General features: G+C 67.5%; 22 protein-coding genes and 3 pseudogenes. 11 read left to right on the plus strand and 14 right to left on the minus strand.

Annotation, left to right across the window (positions count from 1 at the left end; translation table 11 throughout):
- Positions 1-29: 29 nt before the first annotated feature.
- The 5 genes from ACFY1E_RS30255 to ACFY1E_RS30275 all read right to left on the minus strand — a co-directional run bounded on the left by ACFY1E_RS30255 (position 30) and on the right by ACFY1E_RS30275 (position 5763).
- Complete coding sequence (locus ACFY1E_RS30255) at positions 30-851, minus strand: hypothetical protein (protein ID WP_389081230.1); 822 nt, start codon at positions 849-851, stop codon at positions 30-32.
- Entirely contained in the window at positions 848-2656 is a 1809-nt protein-coding gene (locus ACFY1E_RS30260) for an ABC transporter ATP-binding protein (protein WP_389081233.1), read from the minus strand. The genes ACFY1E_RS30255 and ACFY1E_RS30260 overlap by 4 nt, the downstream gene beginning before the upstream one ends.
- Positions 2657-2691: 35 nt before the next feature.
- Positions 2692-3753 (minus strand): cupin domain-containing protein, encoded by a 1062-nt coding sequence (locus tag ACFY1E_RS30265; RefSeq protein ID WP_389081235.1) that lies wholly within the window; start codon positions 3751-3753, stop codon positions 2692-2694.
- Between the two features lie 287 nt (positions 3754-4040).
- Positions 4041-4205: a hypothetical protein gene (locus ACFY1E_RS30270; protein WP_382244195.1), complete on the minus strand. Its 165-nt coding sequence runs from the start codon at positions 4203-4205 to the stop codon at positions 4041-4043.
- Between the two features lie 871 nt (positions 4206-5076).
- Entirely contained in the window at positions 5077-5763 is a 687-nt protein-coding gene (locus ACFY1E_RS30275; protein WP_389081238.1) for a rhomboid-like protein, read from the minus strand.
- A 114-nt stretch (positions 5764-5877) separates the two neighbouring features.
- On the opposite strand from ACFY1E_RS30275, the gene ACFY1E_RS30280 reads away from it, so the two are divergent.
- Complete coding sequence (locus tag ACFY1E_RS30280; protein WP_389081240.1) at positions 5878-7080, plus strand: sensor histidine kinase; 1203 nt, start codon at positions 5878-5880, stop codon at positions 7078-7080.
- Positions 7077-7763, plus strand: coding sequence for a response regulator (locus tag ACFY1E_RS30285; protein ID WP_389081243.1), 687 nt, complete (start codon positions 7077-7079; stop codon positions 7761-7763). Before ACFY1E_RS30280 ends, ACFY1E_RS30285 begins: the two co-directional genes overlap by 4 nt.
- 163 nt (positions 7764-7926) lie before the next feature.
- On the opposite strand, the gene ACFY1E_RS30290 is transcribed toward ACFY1E_RS30285, so the two are convergent.
- The 3 genes and pseudogenes from ACFY1E_RS30290 to ACFY1E_RS30300 all read right to left on the minus strand — a co-directional run.
- Positions 7927-9258, minus strand: coding sequence for a hypothetical protein (locus ACFY1E_RS30290; protein WP_389081245.1), 1332 nt, complete (start codon positions 9256-9258; stop codon positions 7927-7929).
- 332 nt (positions 9259-9590) lie between these two features.
- Entirely contained in the window at positions 9591-10088 is a 498-nt protein-coding gene (locus ACFY1E_RS30295) for a DnaB-like helicase C-terminal domain-containing protein (RefSeq protein ID WP_389081248.1), read from the minus strand.
- A gap of 42 nt (positions 10089-10130) precedes the next feature.
- A pseudogene (locus ACFY1E_RS30300) lies at positions 10131-10349 on the minus strand (MBL fold metallo-hydrolase); the annotation flags it as partial.
- Positions 10350-10642: 293 nt separating this feature from the next.
- Between ACFY1E_RS30300 and ACFY1E_RS30305 the strand changes: the two are divergent.
- The 3 genes from ACFY1E_RS30305 (at position 10643) to ACFY1E_RS30315 (ending at position 14091) form a co-directional block, all read left to right on the plus strand.
- Positions 10643-11119 carry a hypothetical protein gene (locus ACFY1E_RS30305; protein ID WP_389081250.1) on the plus strand — a complete coding sequence of 159 codons (477 nt, stop codon included), beginning with the start codon at positions 10643-10645 and terminating at the stop codon, positions 11117-11119.
- 261 nt (positions 11120-11380) lie between these two features.
- Complete coding sequence (locus tag ACFY1E_RS30310) at positions 11381-11869, plus strand: hypothetical protein (protein WP_389081252.1); 489 nt, start codon at positions 11381-11383, stop codon at positions 11867-11869.
- Positions 11870-11946: 77 nt separating this feature from the next.
- Positions 11947-14091: a tetratricopeptide repeat protein gene (locus ACFY1E_RS30315; RefSeq protein WP_389081255.1), complete on the plus strand. Its 2145-nt coding sequence runs from the start codon at positions 11947-11949 to the stop codon at positions 14089-14091.
- 46 nt (positions 14092-14137) lie between these two features.
- Here the strand turns inward: ACFY1E_RS30315 and ACFY1E_RS30320 are convergent, their stop codons facing one another.
- The gene (locus ACFY1E_RS30320) at positions 14138-15943 is read right to left on the minus strand and encodes a helix-turn-helix domain-containing protein (RefSeq protein WP_389081258.1); all 1806 of its coding nucleotides are present in this window, start codon (positions 15941-15943) and stop codon (positions 14138-14140) included.
- Positions 15944-17070: 1127 nt separating this feature from the next.
- On the opposite strand from ACFY1E_RS30320, the gene ACFY1E_RS30325 reads away from it, so the two are divergent.
- From ACFY1E_RS30325 to ACFY1E_RS30335, 3 genes are all read left to right on the plus strand, one after another.
- On the plus strand, positions 17071-17694 hold the full coding sequence (locus ACFY1E_RS30325; protein ID WP_389081260.1) for an RNA polymerase sigma factor: 624 nt from the start codon (positions 17071-17073) through the stop codon (positions 17692-17694).
- Between the two features lie 44 nt (positions 17695-17738).
- Positions 17739-18968 (plus strand): sugar transferase, encoded by a 1230-nt coding sequence (locus ACFY1E_RS30330; RefSeq protein WP_389081263.1) that lies wholly within the window; start codon positions 17739-17741, stop codon positions 18966-18968.
- Positions 18969-19119: 151 nt separating this feature from the next.
- The gene (locus tag ACFY1E_RS30335; protein ID WP_389081265.1) at positions 19120-19554 is read left to right on the plus strand and encodes a hypothetical protein; all 435 of its coding nucleotides are present in this window, start codon (positions 19120-19122) and stop codon (positions 19552-19554) included.
- Here the strand turns inward: ACFY1E_RS30335 and ilvY are convergent.
- Complete coding sequence (ilvY, locus tag ACFY1E_RS30340; RefSeq protein WP_389081267.1) at positions 19551-20435, minus strand: HTH-type transcriptional activator IlvY; 885 nt, start codon at positions 20433-20435, stop codon at positions 19551-19553. The genes ACFY1E_RS30335 and ilvY overlap by 4 nt on opposite strands.
- A gap of 74 nt (positions 20436-20509) precedes the next feature.
- Between ilvY and ACFY1E_RS30345 the strand changes: the two genes are divergently transcribed.
- Positions 20510-21226 (plus strand): class I SAM-dependent methyltransferase, encoded by a 717-nt coding sequence (locus tag ACFY1E_RS30345; RefSeq protein WP_389081270.1) that lies wholly within the window; start codon positions 20510-20512, stop codon positions 21224-21226.
- A gap of 35 nt (positions 21227-21261) precedes the next feature.
- Here ACFY1E_RS30345 and ACFY1E_RS30350 read toward each other — a convergent pair.
- A pseudogene (locus tag ACFY1E_RS30350) lies at positions 21262-22338 on the minus strand (IS630 family transposase).
- Between the two features lie 71 nt (positions 22339-22409).
- Here ACFY1E_RS30350 and ACFY1E_RS30355 point away from each other — a divergent pair.
- A complete protein-coding gene (locus tag ACFY1E_RS30355; RefSeq protein ID WP_389081667.1) occupies positions 22410-22544 on the plus strand; it encodes a hypothetical protein in 135 nt (44 codons plus the stop codon).
- Between the two features lie 787 nt (positions 22545-23331).
- Positions 23332-23880 carry a GNAT family N-acetyltransferase gene (locus ACFY1E_RS30360; RefSeq protein WP_389081272.1) on the plus strand — a complete coding sequence of 183 codons (549 nt, stop codon included), beginning with the start codon at positions 23332-23334 and terminating at the stop codon, positions 23878-23880.
- 51 nt (positions 23881-23931) lie between these two features.
- Here ACFY1E_RS30360 and ACFY1E_RS30365 read toward each other — a convergent pair.
- From ACFY1E_RS30365 to ACFY1E_RS30375, 3 genes and pseudogenes are all read right to left on the minus strand, one after another.
- Positions 23932-24081 (minus strand): annotated as a pseudogene (locus ACFY1E_RS30365) (ATP-binding protein); the annotation flags it as partial.
- 432 nt (positions 24082-24513) lie between these two features.
- Entirely contained in the window at positions 24514-25248 is a 735-nt protein-coding gene (locus tag ACFY1E_RS30370; RefSeq protein WP_389081275.1) for a nucleic acid/nucleotide deaminase domain-containing protein, read from the minus strand.
- 69 nt (positions 25249-25317) lie between these two features.
- Positions 25318-25890, minus strand: a complete 573-nt coding sequence (locus ACFY1E_RS30375) for an SUKH-4 family immunity protein (protein WP_389081277.1) — start codon at positions 25888-25890, stop codon at positions 25318-25320.
- Positions 25891-25927 lie beyond the last annotated feature (37 nt).

Genomic DNA, 25927 nt, shown 5'->3' on the forward strand with positions numbered 1-25927 from the left:
GTCACCGGTCCCATATCAGCTGATACCGGTCAGCGGGCCTCCCGCTGCGGCTTGATGGCGCCGAGGGCCAACAGCAGGCGACGGTCCTCGGCCCGCTCGAACTCATGGAGGGCATCCTGCCGCAGTTCGATCAGGCGCTGGCTGAGATCCGCATCCAGATTGCGCCCGGTACGGAAGAGACCCGGATCGCCGGCGAGTTCGATAGCCCTGGCGAACAGGGCTTCCTGCGGCCGGGTCATGCCGGTTCGAGAGGCCCGGTCCCGCTCCAACGCCTCGATCCACAGACGGCTTCGTACCTCCGGCGGCGAGGCATCGAAGATCGCCCGCTGGTAGGCGACCGGGTACGCCGTCACGTCGTCGTAGGAACACGGGAGTTCGTCGCGGTGGGCCACGACCCAGTGAGCCGCCACACTGTTCTCCCGGGCAGCGGTCGTGGGAGGTTTCCCAGTGAGCAGCATCCGCGCCGCGGCCAGAGTGCCGCTCCACAGCACCCGCAGGGAAGGAGTGCCGGAACCGGCCGTCTGGGGCGCGGATTCGATGTAGCGCATCCGGCCAAGCGCGCACACGACGCTGATGGTGCGCCGCAGTCCGAGTCTGCGGATCAGGGGCACCGCCATCGCAGAGCCCGTCCAGGCCCGGGCCTCGTCGTCGTAGATCCGCAGCAATGTTGGTGCCCACGGCGCGTGTGCGCCCAGTGCCTGCGCGCGCCACTGCCGGACGTCAGGGCGGTCGAGGGGCACGACGGCGAGCCGGTCGCCGGAGGCACGGGCGACCTCGCGGGAGATCTTCCGGCAGGTGCCGCAGGTCGCGTCGTAGGCGAGCAGGAAGAGTACGGGTGTTGTCGTGGTCATCGGTGCTTCTCCATGAGGCGAACCGGCCGGGGCGCAGGGCGCTGGGCGTTGTCCTTGGCGAGCAGCGAGGCGTAGAGCCCTCCGCGTGCCTGGAGTTCGTCATGGGTGCCCTGTTCGACGACGCGCCCCTGGTCCAGCGCGATGATCTGATCGGCGTTGCGGACGGTGGACAGGCGGTGGGCGATGGTGATGGTGGTCCGCCCTTTTGACAGCTGGTCGAGGGCCTGCTGGACAAGATGCTCGGTGCGGGTGTCCAGGGAGCTGGTGGCCTCGTCGAGCACCAGTACGCGTGGGTTGCGGAGCATGGTGCGGGCGATGGCCAGGCGTTGCCTCTCGCCGCCGGAGAACCGAAAGCCGCGTTCGCCGACAACTGTGTCGTAGCCGTCCGGCAGGTCCTCGATCAGGTCGTGGATGCGGGCGGCTTTCGTCGCGGCGATGACCTCGTCAGCCGTGGCCTGGGGGTTGGCGAAGCGCAGGTTGTCCCCGACCGTGGTGTGGAACAGGAAGGTCTCTTGGGAGACGATGCCGACGATGGAGGCCAGGGAGGCGAAGTCCAGGTCGCGGACGTCGACACCGTCGATGGTGACCCGGCCGGCGGTGGCGTCGTACAGCCGTGGGATCAGGTAGCCCAGGCTCGTCTTTCCCGCGCCGGTCGCTCCTACGATCGCCAGGTGGCTGCCGGCGGGAACGTCTAGGGTGATGTCCCGCACCACCGGCCTGCTGCCGTAGGAGAAGCCGACGTTCTCCAGTCGGACGTGGCCGCGGGGATTGCGCAGCTGTACCGGGCGCCGGGGCTCCGCCATCTCGATGGGCAGGTCCAGGTACTCAAAGATCCGCTCGAACAGGGCGAGTGAACTCTGCAGGGTGATGCCGACCCCGAGCAGCGAGACCGTCGGCCCGAAGAGGCCCTGCTGCAAGGTGGTGAATGCCACCAACGTGCCGATGGAGATCAGTGGACGGCCGTGTTGCCCCGTCACCCCGGCCGTCCAGTAGATGGCGATGGGCATCGCTGCCATGATGAGCTGCATCGATGCCGCGCGCCATCGCCCCGTCATGGCTGATTTGATGGTCAGCTCCGTCAGGCGGCCGGACTGCTGGCCGAACTGCTCGATGAGCGTGGGCGTGCGGCCCATGACGCGGCCCAGCAGGAAACCGCTCACCGACAGCGTCTCCTCCACCATGACCGACAGCACAGCCATCTGCTTTTGGCGCTCGCGGGTGATCGTCCGCCGCTGGTTGCCGACGTTCCGGCTGATCAGCGCAAAGATCGGCACCATGAGCAGCGAGACGATCGTCAGCTGCCAGTCCAGGGCGACCATGGCGATCAGGCTGGACACCACCGTGGTGATATTGCCGACGATGCTGCCGGACAGCGTGGTGATGACCGATCCCATCCCGCCGATGTCGTTGGCGATCCGGGACTGCATCTCTCCGGTGCGCGTGCGGGTGAAGAATGCCAGCGGCATCCGCTGTAGCCGCGCGTACACGGCGATCCGTAGATCGTTCATCATGCGCTCGCCGACCGCCAGCGACAGGTAAGCCTGGCCGACGGCCACCCCGTTGGAGACCAGCACCACCGCGAGCATGCCAGCCGCCAGTGCGCTCAGCAGCCCGGCCCGCCCGTGCGGCAGCGCCACGTCCAGGACGGTCCGCAGCAGAAACGGCGGCACCATGGCCAGCATCGAAGACGCTGCGACCAGAGCCAACATCACCCCCAACCGGCCCCGGTACGGCCGCAGCAACCCCAGGATCCGCCGCAACGGCACCGTTGGCACCGTGTGCGGATCCGACTTCGGAGCGCCCATAGAGTCCTTCTCCGTCCCGTGTGCGTCCATAGCTGTCAGCGCAGGGTGAGGAAACCCTCGCCCAGCAAGGTGCGCACCAGCGTCAACCGGCCGGCGTCGTCCAGGTCTCCGGGGATCGCCTGTGCCGTGAACCACTCGATGCCGTGCCGGGCGATGTGGCGCACTTCCTCCGCAACCGCGTCGGGGAACTGCACGGTCTTGTTGTGGAAGTGCAGCCGCGCTACCCCGTCGGCCACCGTGAGCTGCCATTGCAGGCCGGGGCGGCGGCGCAGCCGGGTGTCCAGGCCCGTGCGCGGAAGCTCCTCCAGGTCCAGCAGATGGCCCCGCAGCAGCGGGGAGGACATCGAGGTCACTCGCTCGACCGCGCGGGAGGTCATCTCCGCCGGGGACAACTGCGCCCGCAGCGCGTCCAGCAGCTCGGCGAACCCTGCCTCTGCCCGCTCGCGTATGGCCGGGTCCCGATCGAAGCCGACCGGCAGTGATCGGCGGAACCGCACATCCGCAGCGGCCAGTTCCGCGAGCGCGTCCTGGAGCGCCTGCGTCCACAGCACCGGGTGAATCCCGAGCGTCACGTGCAGCGAAGCCGTCTCGTTCGCGGCGCCGGAGTGGATCGTCCCGCGCGGCATGTACAGCAGATCCCCGGCCCGCAGTTCGAACTCCCGCGTCGGCTCCGGGGCTGGCTGCGACTTGTCATAGGGGCGGTTCTGCAGCGGCAGCTCGTAGGGTTCGTCGGCCAGCCGCCAGACCTTGCTGCCATAGACCTGGGCGATGAACACATCGTGCATGTCGTAGTGCGGCGCGAAACCCTGCGAGCCGGGCGGCGTCAGATAGATGTTCATCTGCACCCGTGCGCCCAGTTCGCTCCCCAGCGCGGACGCGATCCGCTGCAACTGCTCTCGCCGGTCCTGCAGCGAGTTCACCACGATCGTTGATCCGCCGCGGTAGCGCGCGTAGAGCGATTCCAGGGAATTCGTCCCACTGTTGCGGCCCGGGCCCGTTCCGAGCTCCGATACCGGAGTCTCTTTGCCGTTCACCACCACCCGGATGTTGTCCAGCCCTATGCCCGCGAGGGACAACGTGTGGTCGATGCCGTCCAAGGTCAGCAGATCCGCAAAGTAATCCGGGTCGTTCCGGTGGACTACCAGGGGTTGTTGCTCCCAATACTCACCGAAAAAGTTGCTTACTGGAACAGGCCGAAGCAACCGCTCAAGCTCGGGAGTGGAAAACGTCGATGGGGTAGCGGGTGCACCAGTCGAGACAACCGTCATTTTCATTCTTCCCTTGTGCGGGCTTTGGAAATTTTTTACAGGGCTGGGGCCGACGGGGTTCCTGGCCGGTGTAATAGACAGGCCAGGAACCCCATTCAACGAATCAGCAGTGACTGCTAGTGGCAGCGGTCACTGTCGTCCCCGGCCCAGCCGTCGTGGCCGCCAGAGTCGCGGGAGTCGTTGTCGTCACTTGTGTTGTGGGGGCTGCAGTCGAACGGGCTCGCGATGATCCCGCTGCCGTGGGTGACCACGACATCCGACGCGTCAAGCGACTTCGCCATTTCCATCCATCCTTCGGTGTCGAAGAAAAGCGCTGACATTTCCCGGCCGACAGCGTTTCGTATGCACGTCATCGACCGGACGGCCGACCCGGGCAGGCGAGTTCTGTGCTCACCCGCCTGAGAAAGCACTCGGCCCTGAGTGGAACAACAGCAGAATGGTCGAGAGGAGGTCGCTGCGTCGTTAGCGGAGAGTCCACGGCTCCTTGGCAATGCGAAACATCCTGGACCGCAGAGGGTGGGGCCTTACCCTCTACACAGTTCGCATGGGTTCGGCCGTCGTCGGTCGGCATGCAACTTCACCGAGAAGTGGCCGGCGGTCCCCTAAGCCGCAAACTGGGCGTTGAGCGGGGTTCACCTTGCGGAATGCCCTCAGGGGAGTGAGGGCGTGTGCGAGGCGGAGACTTGGCGGCACGTCGCGCGACGTCCGGCGAGGGTGAGGAGCAGGGCCGTGGTGCGCCGGAAGCCAGGTCAGTTGGTCATGGCTTCATACGTTGCGCCGAGGCCGTGGCCTCTCCGTCCGAGGGCTGGACCAGAATGTCCAGTAAGTACCCCCCTGGTCCACCGTGCTCGACAGGTACTGCTACTCCCTATTGATCTTGATGAACACCCCGCCAAGAGCCCAGCTGCCGCCCGGCCTGCGGACGACAACGGCGCAGGGCGGCCGCGTACGGGGGATCAAACTTCCCGTATTGCTGCTGGACCGCTTTGTGGGAGACGACAGCCGCGCGCGCGAGCAGCCGCTCCTCCACCTCATACCGCCACACCGCATGGGCGGTGATTTCCGCCGGAAACCCTGCTACGCCCCCGGCGGGCCCCACAGTCAGCCTTTCCTGGTGATCAACAAACCCGTCCCACCTCCGAGGTCACGAGCTCAAGTGGACAGTGCCCGGCCATCGGGACGCTCCTCGGTCTGCAGTGGCGCTGCGCGTAGCGTCAGTCGGTGCAGGGAGCGATGGTGGGCGTTGGACGCCCGCAGAGCCCACGCCAGCAGCATCCCGGTGAACAGTGCTGTCACGTGGCCGACGGGAGTGACCCCCAGCGTGGTCAGGCCGCTCGTGATGTGCGGTGCACGCACCACGAGCGCTGCGAACGCGGTCCATCGATGCCACCGCCTGGCCCCTGCTACCACCACGGCGGCCAGGCCAGAGACGATCACGTAGGAGGGGCCGACGTCCACCATCACACGCAGGGCCGGGTCTGCCTGGCCTGCCGCGATCCGCGCTGCCAGCAGCCCTTCACTCACCAGTGTGCCGAGGACCTGGCCGGCCGCGACCAGCGCGAGCGCCCGCATGCTGCCGAACCGGATGGCGAGAAACGCCAGCATGGCCCCGGCGAAGGCGATGCCGCGCAAACTGGCCCAGGGATCGGCGCCGAACAGGAAGGCGGAGGTGGTGAGCGCCTCCACAGGATGATCACCCAAATTGGCCAGGTTGGTCGATGCCCAGGCGTTCACCGCTTGATCACCGCCGTATGTCAGAGACGATACGGCGGCGAGCAGGGCGAAGCCCCAGGGCACAGGGGAAAGCCAGCGGCGGGCGGACGTCCGGGAGAGATCCATGCGGCCGACCCTGGCAGAGGGTGCCCGCCCTGCGGATCTGGCCACGGAATGACGGCCTGATCTCTGTCTCTGGACAGAGGCGGATGATCCCTCCACCCGGCTAGGGTCGGATGCATGCGCATGATGATGAGGCATGACGCGGCACCCCATGCCAGGAGGCTGACGCCACATCAGCTGATCGCGCTGGACGTGCTTTTGGCCGTGGTCCTGATGGCGTCGAACGTCTTGTGGTGGACGCTTGGCACGCATCACACAGGCTGGCCGGCCTGGCAGACCGTGCTGACGGGCTCGTTGGGCATGGCCGTCGCCCTGCGGCGACTGCTGCCACTGCCTGCACTGGCGGTGGGGTCGGTGGTGATGGCCACCGACGGCGCGCTCAGCCTGACGGGGGTGCTGGCGACTGCCTTGCTGGTATACGGGGTGGCGGCCGCCCGACCCATGCGTGTCGCCGCCTACGCGTGCGTGGTGGCAGGCGCCGCACAACTCGCCTTGATGATCCCCATGCAGGACATCACAGGACACGACTACTGGGGGTGGCCGGGGATGACCCAAAGCCTCATCGTCGAGGCCGCCGCCTGGGCGATCGGATGGTCCACCAGACAGGGCCGCGCCTACACCCGGGGCCTGGTCGAGCAGGCCGAGGAGCGGGCACAACTCCTCCTCGTCGAGGAACGCATGCGCATCGCCCGGGAGTTGCACGATGTCGTCGCGCACAGCCTGAGCATCGTCGCGGTCCAGGCGGGCGTCGGTCACCACGTCATCGGCAGTCGCCCCGACGAGGCCGCGAAGTCCCTCTCCGCCATCGAGACGACGAGCAGGCAAGCCCTGGGAGAGCTGCGTTCACTGCTGGGTGTCCTGCGCGATGACGACGGCGCCGAGTGGCTGCCCGGCGGCCTGGACGACCTCACCACGCTCCTCGAGCAGATCCGACGGACCGGTGTCCAGGTCGAGTTGACGATCAGCGGTCACCCGCACACGCTGCCCCGAGGCGTGGACCGCGCCGCCTACCGCATCGTGCAGGAAGCACTGACCAACGTCGTCAAGCATGCCCACACCGGCCACGCCCGGGCGACGGTCGCCTACGCGCCAGGCGAGGTCGCTCTCACGGTCGTCGATGCCGGAGTCGGCCGCACATCCACTCCCATCACCGAGGGCCACGGCCTGACCGGTATGAAGGAACGCGCCGCCCTCTACGGCGGCGAGGTTCATGCGGGCCCGCTCTCGCCGCACGGCTTTCGCGTCGCCGCCCGGCTGCCGTACGCCACGGACGAGCGCACAGCCCAGTTCCCCGTGGGCGCCAACCTGGAGAGCGCATGACAGTGCGGGTCGTCGTGGTGGACGACGAGACGCTGGTACGCGCCGGGTTCCGGGTGCTGCTCGAGTCGGAAAACGATCTCCAGGTTGTCGGAGAGGCCGCCGACGGGACCGAGGCGGTCAGGGTGATCCGCGAACTGCGCCCCGATGTAGCCCTGATGGACATCCGGATGCCCGGGCTCAATGGCATCGAGGCCATCCGCACGCTGTTCGGCAGCCCGTCCCCGGTGCCCGTCCACGTCCTGGTGCTCACCACCTTCGACCTGGACGAGTACGTCTTCGAAGCGCTCCGCGCAGGCGCCGCGGGCTTCCTCCTCAAGGACACTCCACCCGCACGACTGATCGACGCGGTGCGGGTGATCGCCACCGGGGAGTCGCTGCTGTCCCCCGGCGTCACCCGCAGGCTCATCGAGACCTACGTCCGCCGGCCCGGCTACCCCGGCCCGGTCACCCATGCGCTGGACGGTGTGACCGGCCGCGAGCGTGACGTGCTGGGACTGATCGCACGTGGCCTGTCCAACAGCGAAATCGCAGCCGAGCTGTATCTGACCGTCGGCACGGTCAAGACCCACGTCAGCCGTCTGCTGACCAAGCTGGGGGCCAGGGACAGGGCCCAACTCGTCATAGCGGCCTACGAAAGCGGCCTGGCCAGTGCTTGGGGTGCACGACCTCGCGGCGGACAATGATCCGCCGCCGGCGCCGGACGGTCAGGCCGAGCAGGTCAGTGATCTCACCAGGCAGTCCCTTCGCGGGGGATTGCCCTTCGCAGCGAGCGCGGGCATCCAGTCAGACGTTTCCGGTGCGGTGCCCGCCGCCGTGACGGCGGGCACGTGCCAGGATCCGCTCGCTCTACAGCTCTGCCGGATGCCGGACGGCCTGCCGCAACTGCTTTTCCAACTCATACCGGTTGAGACCCCGCGATCTTGCATATCGGGTCACGGCAGCTTGTACGGCCTCAGCGGCTTCGAACCACACTCGACGCTGCTGGTCGCGCTCCTCATGGTCATCGAGCTGCTGTAGCTGGAGATGAGCGTCGTCGGCCGCCTGCTGCAACGCAATGAGCTCATCGGGGAGACCGGTTGGGCGCAGCGTGGGGTGGGGGCCTGGCTGAGCATCTGCCGGGGAGTGGACTGGTGCCGTCTCAGCAACGGGAGGAGCAGACTGGGCCGGGACGTGGGTCACGGGGTAGTCCTGGCCGATGTCCGGAGTGTTTGAGGCAGGAAGGGACGGCTTGCACGTGGGCCGGTTGCGGCTGGCATGAGCAGGGGTGTCGGGCTCTTGGGCGGGCGGCAGCTGGGTGTCGTCGCTGCGGAGATCCTCGAGGCGTTCGCGGTCGGTGTCCGTGACCCAGAAGCGGTGAGTCGTACCACCGACACGGAACTGCACCGGCACGATGGTGCCGGCCGCCGTCCGGCGCACCAGATCATCGAACAAGACGTCACGTGGCTTGGGCGTGGCGTGGAAGCGGCCGCAGCGGCGCACGCCGTCCGGGCAGGGGTACACGGCGTGGATGTCGCAGTGCCAGAAGTCCAGGGCGCGGAAGCCGGAAACGACGCGCAGGTCCCCGGTCTTGGCGATCACGTACGCGGGCAGGTTGTCGCTGCGGGTCCAGTGCGTGTCGTTGCGGCGCGCGTAGTCGGCCCTGTCGGTGTGCCAGGCGGGAGTGATCCCGTTCTTCTCCGCCTTCGCCGCGCGGGCGCGGACGCTGCGGGGCCCCTCGGCGCCGGCGGACGACAGCTGGACCTCCCATCCGATGCGCAGCCCATCGGCTCCTTCGACGAGCGTGTCGGTCTGGATCCAGCTGCGGCCAACGCGGGTGCGGACCTCGCTGTCACCGTGGAAGCCCTCGTCTGTCGCGACCCGCAGGATGCGCTCCTGGTAGGCCTTGTGCTCGTCGCTGACGGGGACAGTGTGGCGCTCTTCGTCTTCGCGCCGTTCGTGGACGGCTTCTCGTCGGCCGTTGGCCCGCAGGCGCAGGTACATCGGAGCCTGGACGCCGGCGTCCTGGCATACGCCTCCACACTGGAGATCGCGTTCGGCGACCGGAACTCCGCGCGCGGCGTACATCTTGTCCATGCGGTAGATCATGTCCCAGAGCCCGGGATGTTCCTCGTGTCCGAGGTCGTCCTTGTTCAGATCCAGATGGATGCGCAGCTTTGTATGCCAGACGATGTTGGCCAACCCACTACCTGCCCTTCTGCGTGAAATCCCCCGAAAACCACGGTAAGGGGCGGCACTGACAACGGGGCATGCCCTGTTGCTGCGCATCGCCCGGTACCGTCTCCGGCGCAGGCTGGCTGAGCTGCGCCGTTCGTCGGAACCGGCGGCCATGCGGTCGCTCCACACGCTCAGACCCCACCACCCCGGTACGAGTAAGGGGCCTCAGCTGCGGCGACGGCCGCGTTCTCGGCATCGGTGCGGTTGCGATGCGCGGTTCCTTTGACGCGTCTCAGAAGTGTTTTGACCTGCTTGAGATCCGAATCAGCTGTCGCCTCCGCCAGCTCGCCGATGCGTCAGGTCTGCGCCATGTCGACGAAGCGGGAGTAGTGGCCCTGGAAGGCGACGGTGATGGTCGCGGTGGTGGCCATGGCGGTGCTTGGCGACGATGAAGTCGGCCTCGCTGGCCGGGGCGAGTCCTTCTCGTACGCGTCTTCGCGGTGCAGGAGGATCACCACGTCGGCGTTGTCCTCGAGAGCTCCGGAGCCCCGCAGGTCGTTGATCATCGGTTTCTTGTCGGTGCGCTGCTCGGGACTGCGGTTGAGGGTCGAGATCGCGACGATCGGCAGACGAAGTTCCTTGGCGAGGAGTTTCGGGCAGCGGGCGATCTCGGAGATCTCTTCGTAGCGGGAGCCGAGCGGCCTGGTGCCGTAGGTGAGCAGGTGAACCGCGTCGACGACGATGAGCTGTACGCCTGCCCGGGCCTGCAGGTAACGGCAGTCGGCGCGCAGGTCGTGGACGTTGGAGTAGGCGCCGTCCTGGATGTAGATCGGGGCGGCGCTGACCTCGGGCATGCCGGGCGAGGCGGGTCCAGTCCTCGTCGGTCATGGTGCCGGAGCACCGCCGGCATGGTCCTCATGAAAGTGGGTGAGCACGATACGCCGCAGGTCCCCGGGCTTCGAGCCCATGCTCACGATGGCATCGGCGACTGCCCGACCGGCCCCCGCAACCCCAGAATCGATCAACGTGAGCCCGTCCGCGTCACGCCACAGATACGCCTGCCCGACCTCGAACCGGAGCATATGCAGCTCCGGCAACAGCTCAACGATCTCCATACGAACAACCTAGGCACCGCCGAAGCCGTGCACTCGCCGCTTCGCCTGCAGCAGATAACAACGCGCCCGGTCACAAGCTCCGTTGGCAACCACCAACTGGGGCCAGCCCGGTCCGGAACCCGGGGCCAGTCCAAGCCGGAACTTCACCCCTCCAACCCTCGCCCCGGGGCCAGGTCGGACCGGAAAAGTGGGGCCACTTCAGAGCATTAATGCCACCCAGGCCTCCAAAGCCCGCCCGACGGTGCTTCGTCGGCACAGGCCGGGTCTTCGACCGCTTCAGGAACAACCCCACCGTGAACGCAGAATTCTGGGTCGCCTTCGGCACCGGCATCATCGCCCTCGCCGCGCTGATCATCAGTTCGGCCAGTGCCGCCAAAGCCCGCGTCAAAGCCATCGAGGACGCCTACATCGCCCGCTACTGGCAGATCCTCGACCGCTTCCCCGCTGACGCCCTCGTCGCCGAGGACGGCACCGGATGCGAGGGGGAAGAACTCAAAGCCGTCCGCCTGTATCTGCGGCTGTGCGAAGACGAACTCGAGCTACGCCAACTGGGCTGGGTTGGCCGCAAGACCTGGCAGCAGTGGCGCCCCGGCATCCAGGCCCAACTCACGCAATGGCCCGTCGCCGGTGAATGGGCTCCCATACGCGACGGCCAGCGCGCCCCCCACCAATTCACCCTGCTACGCCAGTTGGCCGCCGATCCCGGCTACGACCCCTACCAACCCCATGGCCCCGTCGACCACATCACCCGCACATGGCGAGGCCTGTAAGAACGTACTCATCACGCCTCTCCCGTCGCTGCAAAATGCCCCTTCCATGCCATCGGCGTGCCAGGTCCTGTCACTCGAACCCGCACACCATTCCCCTCAGCGCAGCCCGTCGCGCCTCATGTTTTTGGCTCCTGCACGGTCAGGAACAAGCCAAAGCCAACTGGTGGGCTGTACCGGGCGTTTAGGCCGGGCAGAGTAATCAAACCGGTCTATCGCGGGCCGGAGACGGCGAACAGGCACGACACAACATCTCGGGGGACGATGATGCTGTCGGAGTCGCTGGTGGCTCTTGCTGCAGCGGGAGGTACCGCGGTGGTCCAAGCCGTGGGCACGGACGCGTGGGCAGCGGTGCGTGACCGCACGGCTCGCCTGTTTGCCCGGGGTGACGCTGAGAGGCAGACAGCGGCGCTGGCGCGGCTGGAGGAGACCGCCCACGATCTGTCAGGCCAGGCAGATCCCAGCTCTGCGCTGATCCGGTGGGAGTCTGCCTGGCGGGCTCGGTGGGAGATGTTGCTGGATTGCCTTTCCGACGCTGAACTGTCCGCGGCTGCCGAGGAATTAACACAGGTGATCGATATGGCCGGTCGGCGCGGTGGGGGCACCGGCATCTCATCCGGTGATCATGGCATGGCCGTCGGTGGTGACGTCTCGGTGACCGCCGAGTCGGGTTCGCTGGCCGGGGGCGTGGTGAACGTGGAAGGGGGCATCTCGCTGGCCGACCCTTTCGAGGGCCGCTCGCGGCCGCAATAGCGGCAACTCCCGCTGGTTCTGTCGATCCTGTACCGCGTTGGGTGTCGGCTCAGCTGGGAGGTGTGGCAGCAGGCCGGATGGACATCGGCCAGTTGGTGCTGGGGGGCCCGCCCTCTCCCGACCGGCAGATTCTGGTGACGCTGACCCCGCCGATGGGTGAGCGAGATCCACACTACCCGGTGCGTGGCCGTGAGGCGCTGCTGGAGCATGTAGTGGGGTTGTGCCATACCGGTGGCGGGGGGCAGCTGGTCGTCCTGCACGGTCTGGGCGGCAGCGGGAAAACGGCCGTGGTCTTGGAGGCAATTGCGCGCACGCAGGAGTGCTGCCCCGCATGCCGCAGAACCGTGTGGTGGATCGACGCGCGGCAGGAGGAAGGCCTGCTGGCCGGTTTGCGGGCTGTGGCACGGCAGACCGGGCTTCAGGAGGCCAGCGCCTGGGGTGCTGATGCAGCCGATGTGCTGTGGCATCAGTTGAATCTGCTGGCAGGCAGGTGGCTGCTGATCCTGGACGGCGTGGACGATCCGGCGCTGCTGGACGGTCCGGGGCACCTGGCTTCGGGTACCGGCTGGATCCGGCCGCAGGCGTGCCCGCGGGGGGTGGTCATCGTTACGACTCGCAACGGCGCGGATCCGTCCTGGGGCAGTGGCGCGCTGCTGCTGGCCGTGAAGTCGCTGCAGGCGGAGCGGGCCGCCGAGGTGCTGCTCGACCACACGGGTGACGCGGCGGGGCCGGTGGCGGATGCCCGCGAGCTGGGCCGGCGCCTGGGCGGGCTGCCGTTGGCGTTGCATGTGGCCGGGTCGTATTTAGCTGAGGTGATGGGGATGCCGGACGCGTTCAAAGGCCCGGAGACTCCCGACAGCTTTGCCGCCTACCTGCGGGCGATGGAAGGGGGGTCGGGGCCGGCGGATGCGCGACAGGCGGTCGCCGAAACGTGGCGTATGTCGATCGAGTTGATGCGGCGGCGCGGTTTTACCGGGACGGATCGTCTGTTGGAGGTGCTGGCTGCGTTCTCCGATGCGCCCATCCCCCATGCGCTGCTGTTGCGGCCCGCCGCGCTTTCTGCGACCGTCGAGGGTTTTTCTGGGGTCGACGGGCCGACGTTGTGGCGCATGCTGAAGGAACTGGCGGCCCTGGGGCTGCTGGATCTGGTCTCGTCGTCCCACGCCCCCGACGATGTGGTGGCCGTGCGGCTGCACCCCCTCATCCGTGACCTCAGCCGGACGACTGCCGTGTTGGCCGCGGCGGTCCGGCTGATGTCGGCGGCCTTGGAACTTGAGGACCTTGGTTCACCGGAGGACCCCGGGCACTGGACGGCGTGGCAGGCGGTGACGCCGCATGCGCTGGAGCTGGCTGATCAAGTGGCCGGCTGTGCGGATATGGACGTGCAGACACGGCTGGCGAGCGCCGATGTGGCCGAGATGGCGGCGCGTCACCTGCAGGCGCTGGGCCTGTTCGAGCAGGCACGGCAGCGGTATGAGGCGATCTTGGCGGTGCGTCGGGCGCTGCAGGGCGATGAGCATCCCGCCACGCTGGATTGCCGTCACCTGCTGGCCAGTGCCATGCATGACCTGGGCGACCTGCCGCTGGCCCGCGCCGGATACCAGGCGGTGTGGCAGATCAGCGGCCAGGTGCGCGGCGAAGAACACACCGATACCCTCACGGCCCGCCATGAGCTGGGACGGGTCTTGCACGATCAGGGGCATCTGGAGGAAGCCCACGGGCACTTGGCCCACGTGTTTGCCGCGAGCGGCCGGCTGCACGGGCCCAGCCACCCCTATACGCTCACGGCCCGCCACGAGGTGGCCCGGGTCCTGCACCACTCGGGCCAGCTTCCCCAGGCGAGGGCCGAGTACGAGGTGGTCCTTGCCATGAGGCGGGAGGCGTTCGGCGCCGGGCATCCCAGCACGCTGACGGCACAGCACAACCTGGCGGCCGTGCTCCACGACCAGGGCCAGCCGCAGCTGGCCCTCACGGAGTACCGGTCGGCGCTCGCGGGACGCCGGGAGGTTCTGGGAGACAGGCATCCGCGGACCCTGCATACCCAGTACAAGACTGCTCTGGCCCTGCGTGATGTGGGTGAGCATGCGGAGGCGGTGGAGTTGATGACCGACACGCTGCGGGTGAGCATCCTGGTTCTGGGTGCCTCGCATCCCCAGACGACCCGGGCCGAGGATGCTCTGCGCGCCTGGACAGAGGGCCCCACGCTGGCCGTCGAGTCCTGACGTCCGTCTCGGTTCGCTGCGGTGTCCGATGCGGTCAGACGAGGACTCAGGATCTGTCGCGTCGTGTCCTGGCCGGGCGGGCGGGTCGTGGCGGGTAGGTGGTCAAGGACCTGACGACTGCGGTGACCTCACGCAAAGAGCGAACCGTGGTCTTCGCGCCCGCCCGTTTGAGCATGGTGGCCTGATCGGGGGTGCTGGCCACGCCGATGAACCGCACGCCTGCCGCCTGTGCGGCCAAGGCGTCAGCGACGGACTCTCCCAGTAACAGGGTGTGTTCCCGCGACGAGCCCAAGGAGGCGGAGGCCAGAGCGACGCCGTGAGGATTGGGTTTCATCAAACGGGGGTCTTTGGGCCGTCCGAAGACTTTCAGCTGCTGGCTGTCGACCAGCGGTGCCAGGTTGTCCAAGAACGCCTTGACCGCGCTTGCGGAGTGGTCGGTCACGACGGCGAGTTGCCAACTGCCCGTGGTCAGGACGCGGAACAGCTGCTGGACGCCCGGTAGGGGGGAGACTGAGCGGGCGGCTTCTATCTCGTGCGCCGTCAGTGTGTGGTCCAGGCGGCGGATCTGGGAGGGGCTGCCGGAGGGGGCCAGGGCCCGCAGCAGACCGACCGGGTCGGTGGGCGTGCGCGGCCCCGTGGCCAGCCGCAGGGAGTGTGCCTCATGGACCAGGCTTTGGGAGACGGCTTCGACGTTGGCGGCGAACAGACGGCACAGCAGCCCGTCGAAGCTGAAGAGCACAGCATGAGCCGAGGTGAAGTGCTCGCGCAGCTCCCCGGCCGGAACGTGCCCGGACAGCTGTGACTCCCGCTCGTGCAGCAGTCTGCTGACGTTGGGGTGCAGGGCGTCGTACCAGGGCCGGTAGCTCTGGCAGTGGTGGTCTCCCTCCTCGGAGATCTGGTGGACTGCCGGGGTGCCGTCCGGGTTCGGCAGCGAGCGGCGCATGCTGGTGGGAATGCTCAGCACGCTCTCTTCGCTCTCCTGCAGCTGCGCGGGCGACAGCCACAGGCCGAAGCGGCCGACGAGGTGGAGCAGGGCCAGGGCACGCCAGGAGTCACTGGGCAGTGCGCAGCGGAAGAAGGCGTCCAGCCGGCCGGGCAGGCTTGTCGTGAGCCGCTCGAGGCGGCGTCGTTCGGCCTGTACGCCGCGGCGGGCGGCGGCTTGCTCATCGGCGGAGGCGCCGTAGTGTGCGGTCGCCTCGTAGTTGGCTAAGCGGCGTCTGATCGCGCGGATGCGGGCGACCTCCTGGCCCAGGAGGCGGGCGAGGACGAGGGGTGGCCTGCTGAAGACCTCGGCAAGGTGCTGCACCGGCGGATCGTCGGGGGTGGGCAGGGCCAGTTCTCCGGGCGTCACGTAGGCGTCCTGCACGCTGGCCAGCAGCGGGCGCGCCTGGGCCACTCGCTCCTTGGATGCGGGGATGTTGGACAGGTGCACCTCCAGTGCGGCCACGGAGATGCCGAAGAGTTCGGCGGCCGCGGGCACCAGGGCATAGCTGCGCGGGGTGACCAGTCCTTCGTTTTCCAGGCGCCGGTAGTTGGCGTAGGAGACGTCCAGTTGCCCCACGACGTCGGTGACGCGAAGCCCGCTGGCCCTGCGCAGTTCCGCCAGGGTCCATTGAGGAGCCGCGTCGTAATCCGTCAGCTCCAGCGGGGAGATGCCCAGCGCCGTCGCCAACTGCCGGATGCGGGGCGGATCGGGGCTGTAGCGGCCATTTTCATAGGCCAGGATCTGCGCCTTGGTGGCCTTCACCTGCCGGGCCAGCTCCTCGGCACTCATGCCCTGGCCATGGTTGGCGTGGGCTCGCGCCCTGCGTAGCGACGGCCCGTCAAACGGTGTGTGTGCTCCGCGCGTCATGACGATGCTCCCCTTGACGTCGGGGTACAGTTTAGAAGCAAGTCGTCAGGCACCAAGCGGCTAACTTGCCCAGCGGTCTTAGTCCGTGAGCTGGCCTTGCAGGGAATGTGGCTATGCGCGAGGGCGTGACGCGTACGCGGACCGGGGAAATTAACTCCTCGCGGGCCGGCCGCCAGCCAGGTCCGTGGGGTGTTGCCTGCGCATGGAGTCTCATGACCCCGCATCCGCTGGATGCGGAGCGGGATCACGAGGTCTCAGGACTGAAGCGGACCAAGCAACACTCAGAACCGTCCTGATACCAGCAGGATGCGGTTCATCGGCTCCGGGGCCCCGGTTGCCGAGCGGTAAATCCCTTATGCGCTCGTGGTGCGTTGGTCCCCGTCTCTGGGCCCTTGTGTGCCCGTAGGCGGCCCTCCAGGCGGGGAGCTTTTCATCCTCTTGTTGCACCTCCCTTCTTCCGAAGGCGCGACGGTCGTCAATCAACCAGAGGTGAGGGTCACCCTATAACGCACCCGTGGCACAAGTGAACGCGGTTGCCCTGCGGGGCGGTTGTGCACGAAAAACCGCAGTTGACGGGGAGAAATCCGCTCATACGACCGATCCGTCGCCGGTGGCTCGAGGCGTACCGGTATTCGCAAAAGAGCACCCGATAAAGGTTCTTGAGGAAGTGTCACTTTCATATTTTCTTGCTCGGGGAGAAGGCGCCGGGTGAGCACCAGGCGCCCGGAAGCACACCACGGGCGCGCGTACCCGGGCGTGCGCCGCCGACCGGACGGCGGCGTCAGGCCGTGATGCCTTGGCCGAAGTTGTGCTCATGCTCCTCAGGGGCACCAGGGACCTGCTTGCGTGCAACGACCTTCCAAGATCGTTCAAAACTTTCGGGCGCCGGCGGCGCCGGGAACGGCATTCGATGACGACCGGCGACCTCCGGCCACGCCGGCCACGGACGAGCCGAGGCCTGTACGCCGGCGTCGTGGGGCGGTCCCGCGTGATCAGCGGGTGGGGCCCGTACGCTCGGCGCGGCGCCGCCGGCGCCGGGCAGTTGAAAGAATCCCGCCGTGATGTTGCACGTTCCGCGGCCCCCACTCCCCTGACGAGTATGAACAGAACGTGGATGGGGATGCCGCGTGTGGCGGCGTAAGGGGCACCGCCGTGCCTCGCTGAGTGCCGCGTCGGCGCCGACGAGCGTCTCTGCAGCGGCCGGGCCACCGCTCAGCCCCGAGGAACAGGCGGTCTACGACGCCTTCTACCGCGCCGAGTTCGCCTCGCTGATGCGGCATGTCGTCCTGTGGGGCGCTTCGAAGGAGGAAGCGGCCGACGCGGTCCAGGAAGCGCTGACCGACCTCTTGCAGCACTGGCGCACCGTCACGCACCGCAAGGCCTGGTGCCAAAAGGCGTCGCTGCGCCACTACCTGCGCAGCGACGCACGGCTCAACAACGGAGTCCGCAAGGCCCAGCAGGATTTCCAGCAGCGCAGGTCCGCAGACCCCCACACGCTCGGATCGCACTACGAGGAGTGGGACTTCGTCATCGCCTTCGTCAACCGGCATCTGAATGGTGCCCAGCGACAAGTCATGGCCTTGCACATCGACGGGTACGAACCGCAGGCGATCGCCCGGGAATTGAACAAGGACCCCCAGACCGTACGTTCCCATCTACGGCACGCACGGAACAAGCTGGCCGCCGCGCTGGAAAAAGAACATCCAGAGCTGGCGCTGTCATCCAGGGGGACCCAAAGAGGGGGAATGTAATGGCAATGGAGTCGGAGTGGAGGCTCAAAGAACCGGGAGGAGAGATGCCAGGGCACAACGCCTACAACGCCCACACGCCGCTGGGACCCGATGACCGCGTGGATGCCTATGTAGCTCGCCTGCACGAGATCACGCCCCAGCTCATCTCCGACGACGAAATCGAAAGAAGGCTGCTGGCCTCGAAGCTGGAAGTCGCACGCAGGCGCACCATCGACGCACACCGGGCCGCAGCCGCACACCACCGCCCGCCTCCACGGCGCACCGCAGACGAGAGCGCGACCGTTCGCAAGGCCGCGAACCTCATCGGCGACATCATGTCGCTCTGGCTGTTCGGCACCATCGCCTCGATCACCTTCCTGCTCGCCAACGGCTCCATCAAGGCAGCAACGGCATGCCTGGGCAGCGCCGTCGTCCTCGTGGTCCTGTGGGCGGATTCCAGGCTCAAGGGACGCCACTACAGACAACAGGCCGCCTGCCCGCTGTCCGACCCACCCTGGTGGCACGAGCGGATGCGCAGCATGGCCGAGCAACTGGGCAGCAAACGCCCAGGACACCTGACACGTGCCATCGACATCGCATTCGCCTTCACTGCTCTGCTTCTGACGACTCCCACCCTGCTCGCCGCCCTCGCCCTGGCACTGCTGCGCCGCGGTCCCGCGTGGGACCGCCAGCCACGCGTCGGGCAAGGCGGCCAGATCTTCACCCGCTACACGCTCTACGTCCGCAGAGACCAAGACGGCGCACCGGCCACCCCCACCGACCGGATCCTCATCCGCTCGGGCATCGAACACCTCCCCCGCCTGTGGAACCTTCTGGTCGGAGACCTCACCCTGGTCGGGCCGAAGCCTGAAAACCCGGCGATCGCCATCCAGTACCCGCGATCCTGCCGCTGGGTGTTCGAGCACCGCCCCGGACTCACCGGCCCCGTCAGCAAGGAATTCCGAGACTGGATGGTGCAATACCAACACGACGTCGCGAAATACCTGGCACTCGTCGTTCCCCTACAGGTTTCCTTCGACAGAAGCTTCATCGACATGAGCCGCAGCCAACGACTGCCCATCATGCTGCGGGCAATCGCTCTGCTGCTGCAACCGATCATCGTCGAGAACGCATGCCTGAGACACGGCGATTCCCGCACCGACGGCACCCGCGCACCCGGCACATCGGGCAGCACTCCCAGCAGCCCTGAGCCGGCCATCCACGAAGACCAACAACCAGCAACCATCCGGCTCACCAAATGGTGCCGGCACGAGATCGGCCCTGCCCTAGCCTGACCACGATGGGGCGGGCACTCAGGCCCGCCCCGTCCCCAGATGTTTCTGGAGGCGGAGAGGAGCCCTGCAACCTGCATCATCTGGCAAGCGCTCCGGCATACCACCGCCGCTCTCCTACCCACGACGGCGATGGACGTGCTGGCATGGAGCGGTGACCCAGGTACTCACCAGCCTCGTCGCTGTGATCGGCACACTTCTCGGCGCCGCCCTTGGCTACCTCTTCCAGCGCCGGCACACCGTGCGCAGCGACCGGCAAGCAGCCGCCCTCGCCTTCAGCAACGCGATCACGGACGTGATCCGCAGCCAACAAGAGTGGTACCACCGCAAATCCGAGAACCCACAAGGAACGGAGTACCGCTCCGCCCGGTTCGAGGGGCACCGGCTACGCGGCGTCGCGCGCCAGGCCATCAACGGCCTGACCTTCCACCTCCCCGACCCCGACCTACTGCGGCAAGCAGACGAACTGCTGCACGCCTCCAGCAGCATCCACAAAGCCACCGACCCAGACGACCTCGCACAGCGCACCGACCAAGCCCGCCAAACTCTGCGTACTTTCATCCAGACTGCCGCCGTCAAAGCCCGCTAGTGCTGTGACCGCAAAGCTTGACCGGGTCCTGTGACAGCCCAAGCGGCGGCGACCAGGGGGCGGTGGAGATCAGTGCGCCGGATGCACGCCCCGATGGTGAGTTCGCCTGGACTGGACGGGGTGGGGACGACCTGGAGCCGGTTCCGGATGCTGCAGTGCTGTAGAACGAGGTCGGGGATGATGCCGGTGCCGTAGTCGAGAGCGACCAGCGTGAGCAAGGCTTCGTGTCCGTCGGCCTCCGCGGCTATGCGGGGGGTGATGCCGATATGGCGGAACCACCGGTTTGCGATGTCTCGCACCAAGCCCTGCCTCGGGAGCACGAACGGCTCGTCGGGATCAGGAGGCTTCAAGCTTGATCGTGGTTGGTCGGCTCGGACGAGGACGAGTGGGGTGCGGGCGACGGTGCGGGCGAGCAGGGTGGCCGGAATCCGAGAGGGCAGGGCCGCGACGGCGAGGTCGGCCTCGCCGTCGTCGAGGAGCGCGAGGGCGGCTGCGGCGTCACCGGTCCGCACCGAGATCTGCACCCGGGGATGGGCGTCTCGCAGAGGTGCGAGCAGGTCGGGCAGCAGACTCTGGCAGGCCGTGACTGAGGCGAATACCCGTAGTTGACCGCCGAGTTGGTCCCTTGCAAGGTCGTCGTCACAGTAGCGGTCCCACAACTCCAGGGCATCTGTCACGTAGCGGCGAAAGCGGTGACCGTGCTCTGTCAGCGCGACACCGTGCGGGCCTCGGTCCAAGAGCCGACGCCCGGTCGTGGCCTCCAGCCGCTGCACGGTCCGGGACAACGTCGCGGGGCTGACATGGCAGTCGGCCGCGGTTCGGGTGAAGCTCAGCGTGGACGCGAGATGGAGGAAGAGCCGGTACTGGTCGTGGTCCTGCATCTTTCACCTTCCGGAACGCCATGCTGCGGATGTTGCTGTTGCCGCCGGGTCTGCCCGGACCCTACAAACGGGTCATGCCACGAAGCGACACCACCCGCCCACGCCCCGCATGGTTCTTCCGTGAGTACGAGCCTGTCGGCATCGACCTGGGCAGCGCGGCTGCGGTGGCTTCATACGACAGCAACCAGGGCACCGACCCGGACGCCGACGATGCGCTGCTCGACCGCCTCGATGTGGTCGCAGGCACCCGCCTGGTCGATTTGGCCTGCGGCACCGGCTCGCTGGTGGTCCAGGCAGCACGTCGCGGAGCCGAGGCCCACGGCGTCGACGTCTCGGAGGAAATGCTCGCCTTCGCCCAGACCAGAGCGAAACGGGCCGGTGCCAGCGCACACTGGCACCGGGCCGGCTTCTTGGACTACACCCACCAGGCAGAGCCTGCGGACGTGGTGACCACCAAGTCGGCTCTGCACCAGCTCCCGGACTTCTGGAAACAGCAGGCGCTCCTCAACGCTGCCGGCATACTGCGGCCGGGCGGCATCTTGTACCTGTGGGACGTCGTTTTCAGCTTCCCGCCCGCCGACGCCGCTGAGCATCTGCAGCAGTGGATCGACACCGCAGGCCGACCCGAGGGCCGGGGCTTCACCCGGGCGGACTTCGAGGCGCACGTGCGGGAGGAGTTCTCCACATACACCTGGATCCTGGAGGGCATGTTGGAGCGGGCCAGCTTCGACATCGTCTCGCATGCGGCCCGCACACCGACGCACGGTGAATTTCTCTGCCGCCGCCGGTAGCTTCTTCAGCTGGTACGGCCGAGGATCCTGGCTGGTCAAGCGGTATCGGCGAGGGGGCGTCCGCCCCAGCGGATGCCCTTTTCGCTGCGGATGCGGGCGCGCTCTTTGCGTTCGGCGGCCAGGACGTCGCGGTGGCGGGCGTTGGCGTTGCGCCAGCTCAGGTAGGCGTGCAGGGCACTGCCGCAGCGGTCCGAAGTGGGCTTCGATCGGGTTCGCCCAGGATGCGTAGGTCGGGGTGAAGCACAACTCGACCTTGTTCTTCTTGGACCATCGGCGGAGGTCGGCGCCCTTATGCGCGGACAGGTTGTCCAGGATCACGTAGATCGGGGCGCCGTCGGGCCGAGCGGCGCGGATCGACTTCAGCGCGGCGAGCGTGTTCGCGGCACCCTTCTTGCGGCGGTTGACGCCCCACAGGCGGTCGTCACCGACCGAGTAGCAGCCGTGGAAGTACCGCACGCCGTGGGTGCGGTGGTAGGTGGCGGGCAGCCGGTCGGGGCGTTTGCGCGCGGCCCAGCCCGAGCCTGCAGTGGGCCGGATTCCCAGCGGGCCGAACTCGTCGAAGGCGAAGACCCGGTCCGGGAAGCGGTCCAGGACCTCCTCGATCCGGTCCAGCCTCGCCTCGCGGTCCGGGTCGGGGGACTCTTTCCAGGTCTTGGTGCGCTGGAAGCTGACACCGCGGCGGGCGAGCAGGCCGCGTAACGCCTCGCGGCCGATGAGGATCACCCGGCCGTGGACTTTCCGGAGGTAGGCGACGAGTTTGCGCAGCGACCAGCGGGTGAAGGGCTGACCGAGCTTGGTCGGGCGGGTGATGGCCGTCTGGATGACGAAGTCCTCATCGTCAGGGCTGAGTTGGCGGGGAACGGCCTCCCGCCCACTTTAGGGTCCAGACAGGCCAGGCCGATCTCGTTGAACCGGTGGATCACGTCCCGGACGGTGTCCTCGTCGGCCTGCACCAGCTGGGCGATCACCGGAACCCGGTTCCCGCCGGCCGAGGCCAGCAGCATCATCGCCCGCCGGTAGCGCACCGAACTGGTACTGCCGCGGCGCACGATCTGCTGCAGCTTCTGCCCTTCCTGGTCGATCAGTCTGCACACACGGACAGGCTCGGCCACCGCGCCTCCAGCGGTCGGACCGGACGTCACCGCACATCCAACCCTTCGCGGAGCAGGACCCGCAGGCCGTCGTGGCTGATGTCGTCGACCACCCCCTCAGCGACCAGGAAGTCGCCAGCTTCACCAGGCAGGTCACCCTCTCCGCCGCGCAGAAGGCGATCGTCACCGACTGGACCACCGCCCTGACCACCCTCCACGTCGGCTGACAGGACGGGTGGCGAGTCCCGTTCATGGCCGGGCGTTCGCGGCCGGCCGGGGTGCCGACCGCGGTGCCCCAGCGGGTCCCCTTGCATACCCAGCATGACGGCACTGGCTCCGGGAACGAGGCATGTTCGCGGTTCATGCCGGGGCGGCGGTGGGAGAGTGCGGTGCGGTCGAAGACTGCCGTGCCCTCTTCGGTGATCTCCCAGCCCGCGGTGTGCGTTCGCGTGGAGGCTGCCTGTGGCGTAGGCACGACGCAGCCGTGCAGCATGGTCGTGAATCGGGTCGGCCAGGGATGCGAGCCGGCGCGAGGCCGGGGATCACGACCTGAGGGTGAGCCGGTCGAAATGGCGCCGCTTGGCCGACTGCGGTGCGGCGCGGCAGTACACGCCGCCAGCCCGCTGGACTGGCACGATCACGCCGCAGCGTCCCGACCTGCACCGGCCAGCTGCAGTAGCGCGGTTGAAGCCGGCCGATCGCGGCGAACAGGTCCACGAGGTCGCTCAGGCCGGCGAACTGGCCCGGGGCGATGGCCGGCTTGGTCGCGGTGGGCGCGGGCCATGACCCGGGCACGCAGCAACTGCAGCATGAAGACGTGAAAGACCTCCCTGGTCGTTCACTGTCATCGGCAGCGTTTGTCGATCGGTTTCAGCAGCAGTTGGTGATCAGCGGCTCGGCGGATGTTCACGGGAAATGACGTCACCGGCAGCAGCGTTGTGCTTCGTTGCCGTTGGACTGGCGGTGCTCGAAACCCGAGTGCGGGCCGGACTCGGACCACGGCAGGATGGGCGGATGGAGCAGCCCCTTGAAGTGCCTGAACTCGCCGCTGACGCGGGATTCGCGCTGCGGCCGTGGCGTCTTTCTGACCTTCCGCTGGTCCGTGAGGCGTCGGAGGACGACTACATCCCGTTGATCACGACGGTGCCCTCGCCGTATTCCGAGCCGGCAGGCGTCGCGTTTGTCGAACGGCAGTGGGGCCGGGCGACCACGAGGGCGGGGTATACGTTCGTCATCGTGACCTCTGCCGGTCTGCCGGTCGGCCAGGTGGGGTTGTGGTTGAGGGATCGGGAACAGGGCCGTGCGTCGCTGGGCTACTGGGTCGTCAAGTCGGCGCGTGGTCAGGGAGCCGCCGTAGCTGCTGTCAACGCAGTGGTCGGCTGGGCCCTGCGGGATCTGCGGATTCCCCGGCTCGAACTGTGGGTGGAGCCGTGGAATACAGCCTCCGTGCGCACTGCCGAGCGTGCGGGGTTCCAACGCGAGGGACTGCTGCGGGGGTGGCAGCAGATCGGGAACGAACGTCGGGACATGTTCATGTATTCGCTGCTGAATGACGAGACGTGATGTCGTTGGTCCCGCCACCGGGCTGGCAGGACCAACGGGCTGGAAGCAGGGTCAGCCGACCTTGGCCGGGGCTTCGACCCGTGCCCGGGCGCTGGCGAGCCGGTAGGAGTCGATGCCGGTCTCGATGATCGTGCCGTTGAAGGTGAGCCGGTCGACGATGGCCGCGCAGAGCCGGGGGTCGGTGAAGGTTTTCGTCCAGCCGCACATCGCAGGCGTGCGCGGCGCTCCCTTTTCCCAGGACTGGGGCGGGTTTCATCGCAGGGCCTCCTTCAAGACGGTGGTGACGAGGTGGAGGCCTGAACGCACCTCCATGCCACGGACACTGTGGAGCGCCAGGGCTCAGACACCGGCTCTAACCCACGTCGCTGTGCACCCGGTGCTCATCGTGCGGTGGTCTACGCGCGTGTGCGCGCTGGTGCGGGGGTGGCTGGCTGAGCCGAGGAGGAACCAGGTCAGCAGGTGGCTCTTTCCGCTGCCGCGGGCCCCACGGATCAGGCAGACCTTGGCGCGGCTGGTGTGTCGGCCGCCCAGTCCAGCAGCGTCGGCCCATGGGTCGCGGTGACCCTTCCCGGGGCGGCCATACGGTGATGTCGGGCCCGCCGAGCGCGGGCGCCGTTCTCGCCGGCCGACTGCTCACTGGCTGGCCTCCTCGTTCTCGCGGAGCAGCCGGATGCCTTCCGCACGCGAGTCGGCCGACTCGCCGTAGGGGTAGTGGTGGGTCAGCTGGGCGTCCGGGAACACCTGCGCCAGCCACAGGGAGCAGTAGTGGCCGGGCATGAAACAGGGTGCCAGGTCGGTGTGGATGCGCAGGACCTGTTCCGGCTCGATTCCGGCCGCGCTCAGTCTGTTCCACAGCCGCTCTTCGGGGTGCAGTGCGATGGCGCCGGACTGGGTGACGATCTGCTTGCTGCCCTTGGCATCGACGTATTCGAAGGCCGTGTACCACGCGGCGCCGGCCGTGTCGCGGATGTCGTCGAGCACCAGGGGCCACCAGTTCTCCCGCTCGGCGAATGCGCGCGGATCCTGTGCGCGCAACCGCTCCCCCAGCCTGTCGAAGGCCGCCGAGGCGACCCGCGGCTGGTCCGTGCTCAGGATGACACGCAGGGCCTCGCGCGCTTCCGTGAGGCCGGCTGCAAATGCTTCGGGCGAGGAGCTGACGAAGCGGTTGGGTTCGTCGTAGCCCAGGAGCACCGACCACACCGTCCCCTCCGTGTCGGCGCACAGTTCGAAGCCGCCGTCGCTGCCCAGCCGCGCCCAGCGTGTGTACTCCTCTTGGGATACGCGGAGCCCGGCTGAGGCAGCGTATTCGCCCAGGTGCACCGGGTCGCTGTGATCGGTCACGAAGTAGGGCCCTACCTGCACCGGCATGGAAAGTCCGGCAAGCTCCGGCCCGAAGTTCCGCACGTGTCCGTCGTCAGTCACCGATTCCGCGCTCTCTCATTCGAAGTGATGTTCCGGGTCCACGATGGAGGTGAGGACCTCGAACCAGCAGGAATCCGGGTTCTGCAGAGCGGCCGGATCCACGGAACTCATCTCTTCCCGGATGCGCAGGCGCACAGCCTCAAGCTCTTCCTTTCCATGGGATTCCCAGTCATAGTTCGGACTCTCAACCTTGAGGAGATACAGGAAGTGAACGAATGACCGCAGCCCGCTGTTCAGCAGATAGATTTCTTTGTCTTGAGGCAGACAGTAGACCTTGCCGGTATCCGGATCGAACGCGATATCGTCATAGGGGATCATTCCCAGACCGATCCAGCCGTCCGCCCCCGGCGGGACCTGGTCGAAACGGTTGGAGAGTTCTCCGTCCCACTCCGCGACCCGCTCCAGTCGCTCGCCAATCCCGTCATCCAGGTCGAACCAGGGGTTCTCCCAGACCGGAATACCCAGCGTTCCCAGGACATCCCGGGCATCCGCGTCCGCCACGGGCCCAAGAATGGTCTCCGGTGACCTGATCAGCTCGTCCGGATCGAACACGGCCTCGAGCATGTCACGACTGAGGTTGCTGCTCATTTACCCTAATCCCGCCGAAAGTAGATAACTCGCGAGA

This window comes from Streptomyces sp. NPDC001604, from assembly GCF_042893475.1.
Taxonomy (GTDB): Bacteria; Actinomycetota; Actinomycetes; order Streptomycetales; family Streptomycetaceae; genus Streptomyces.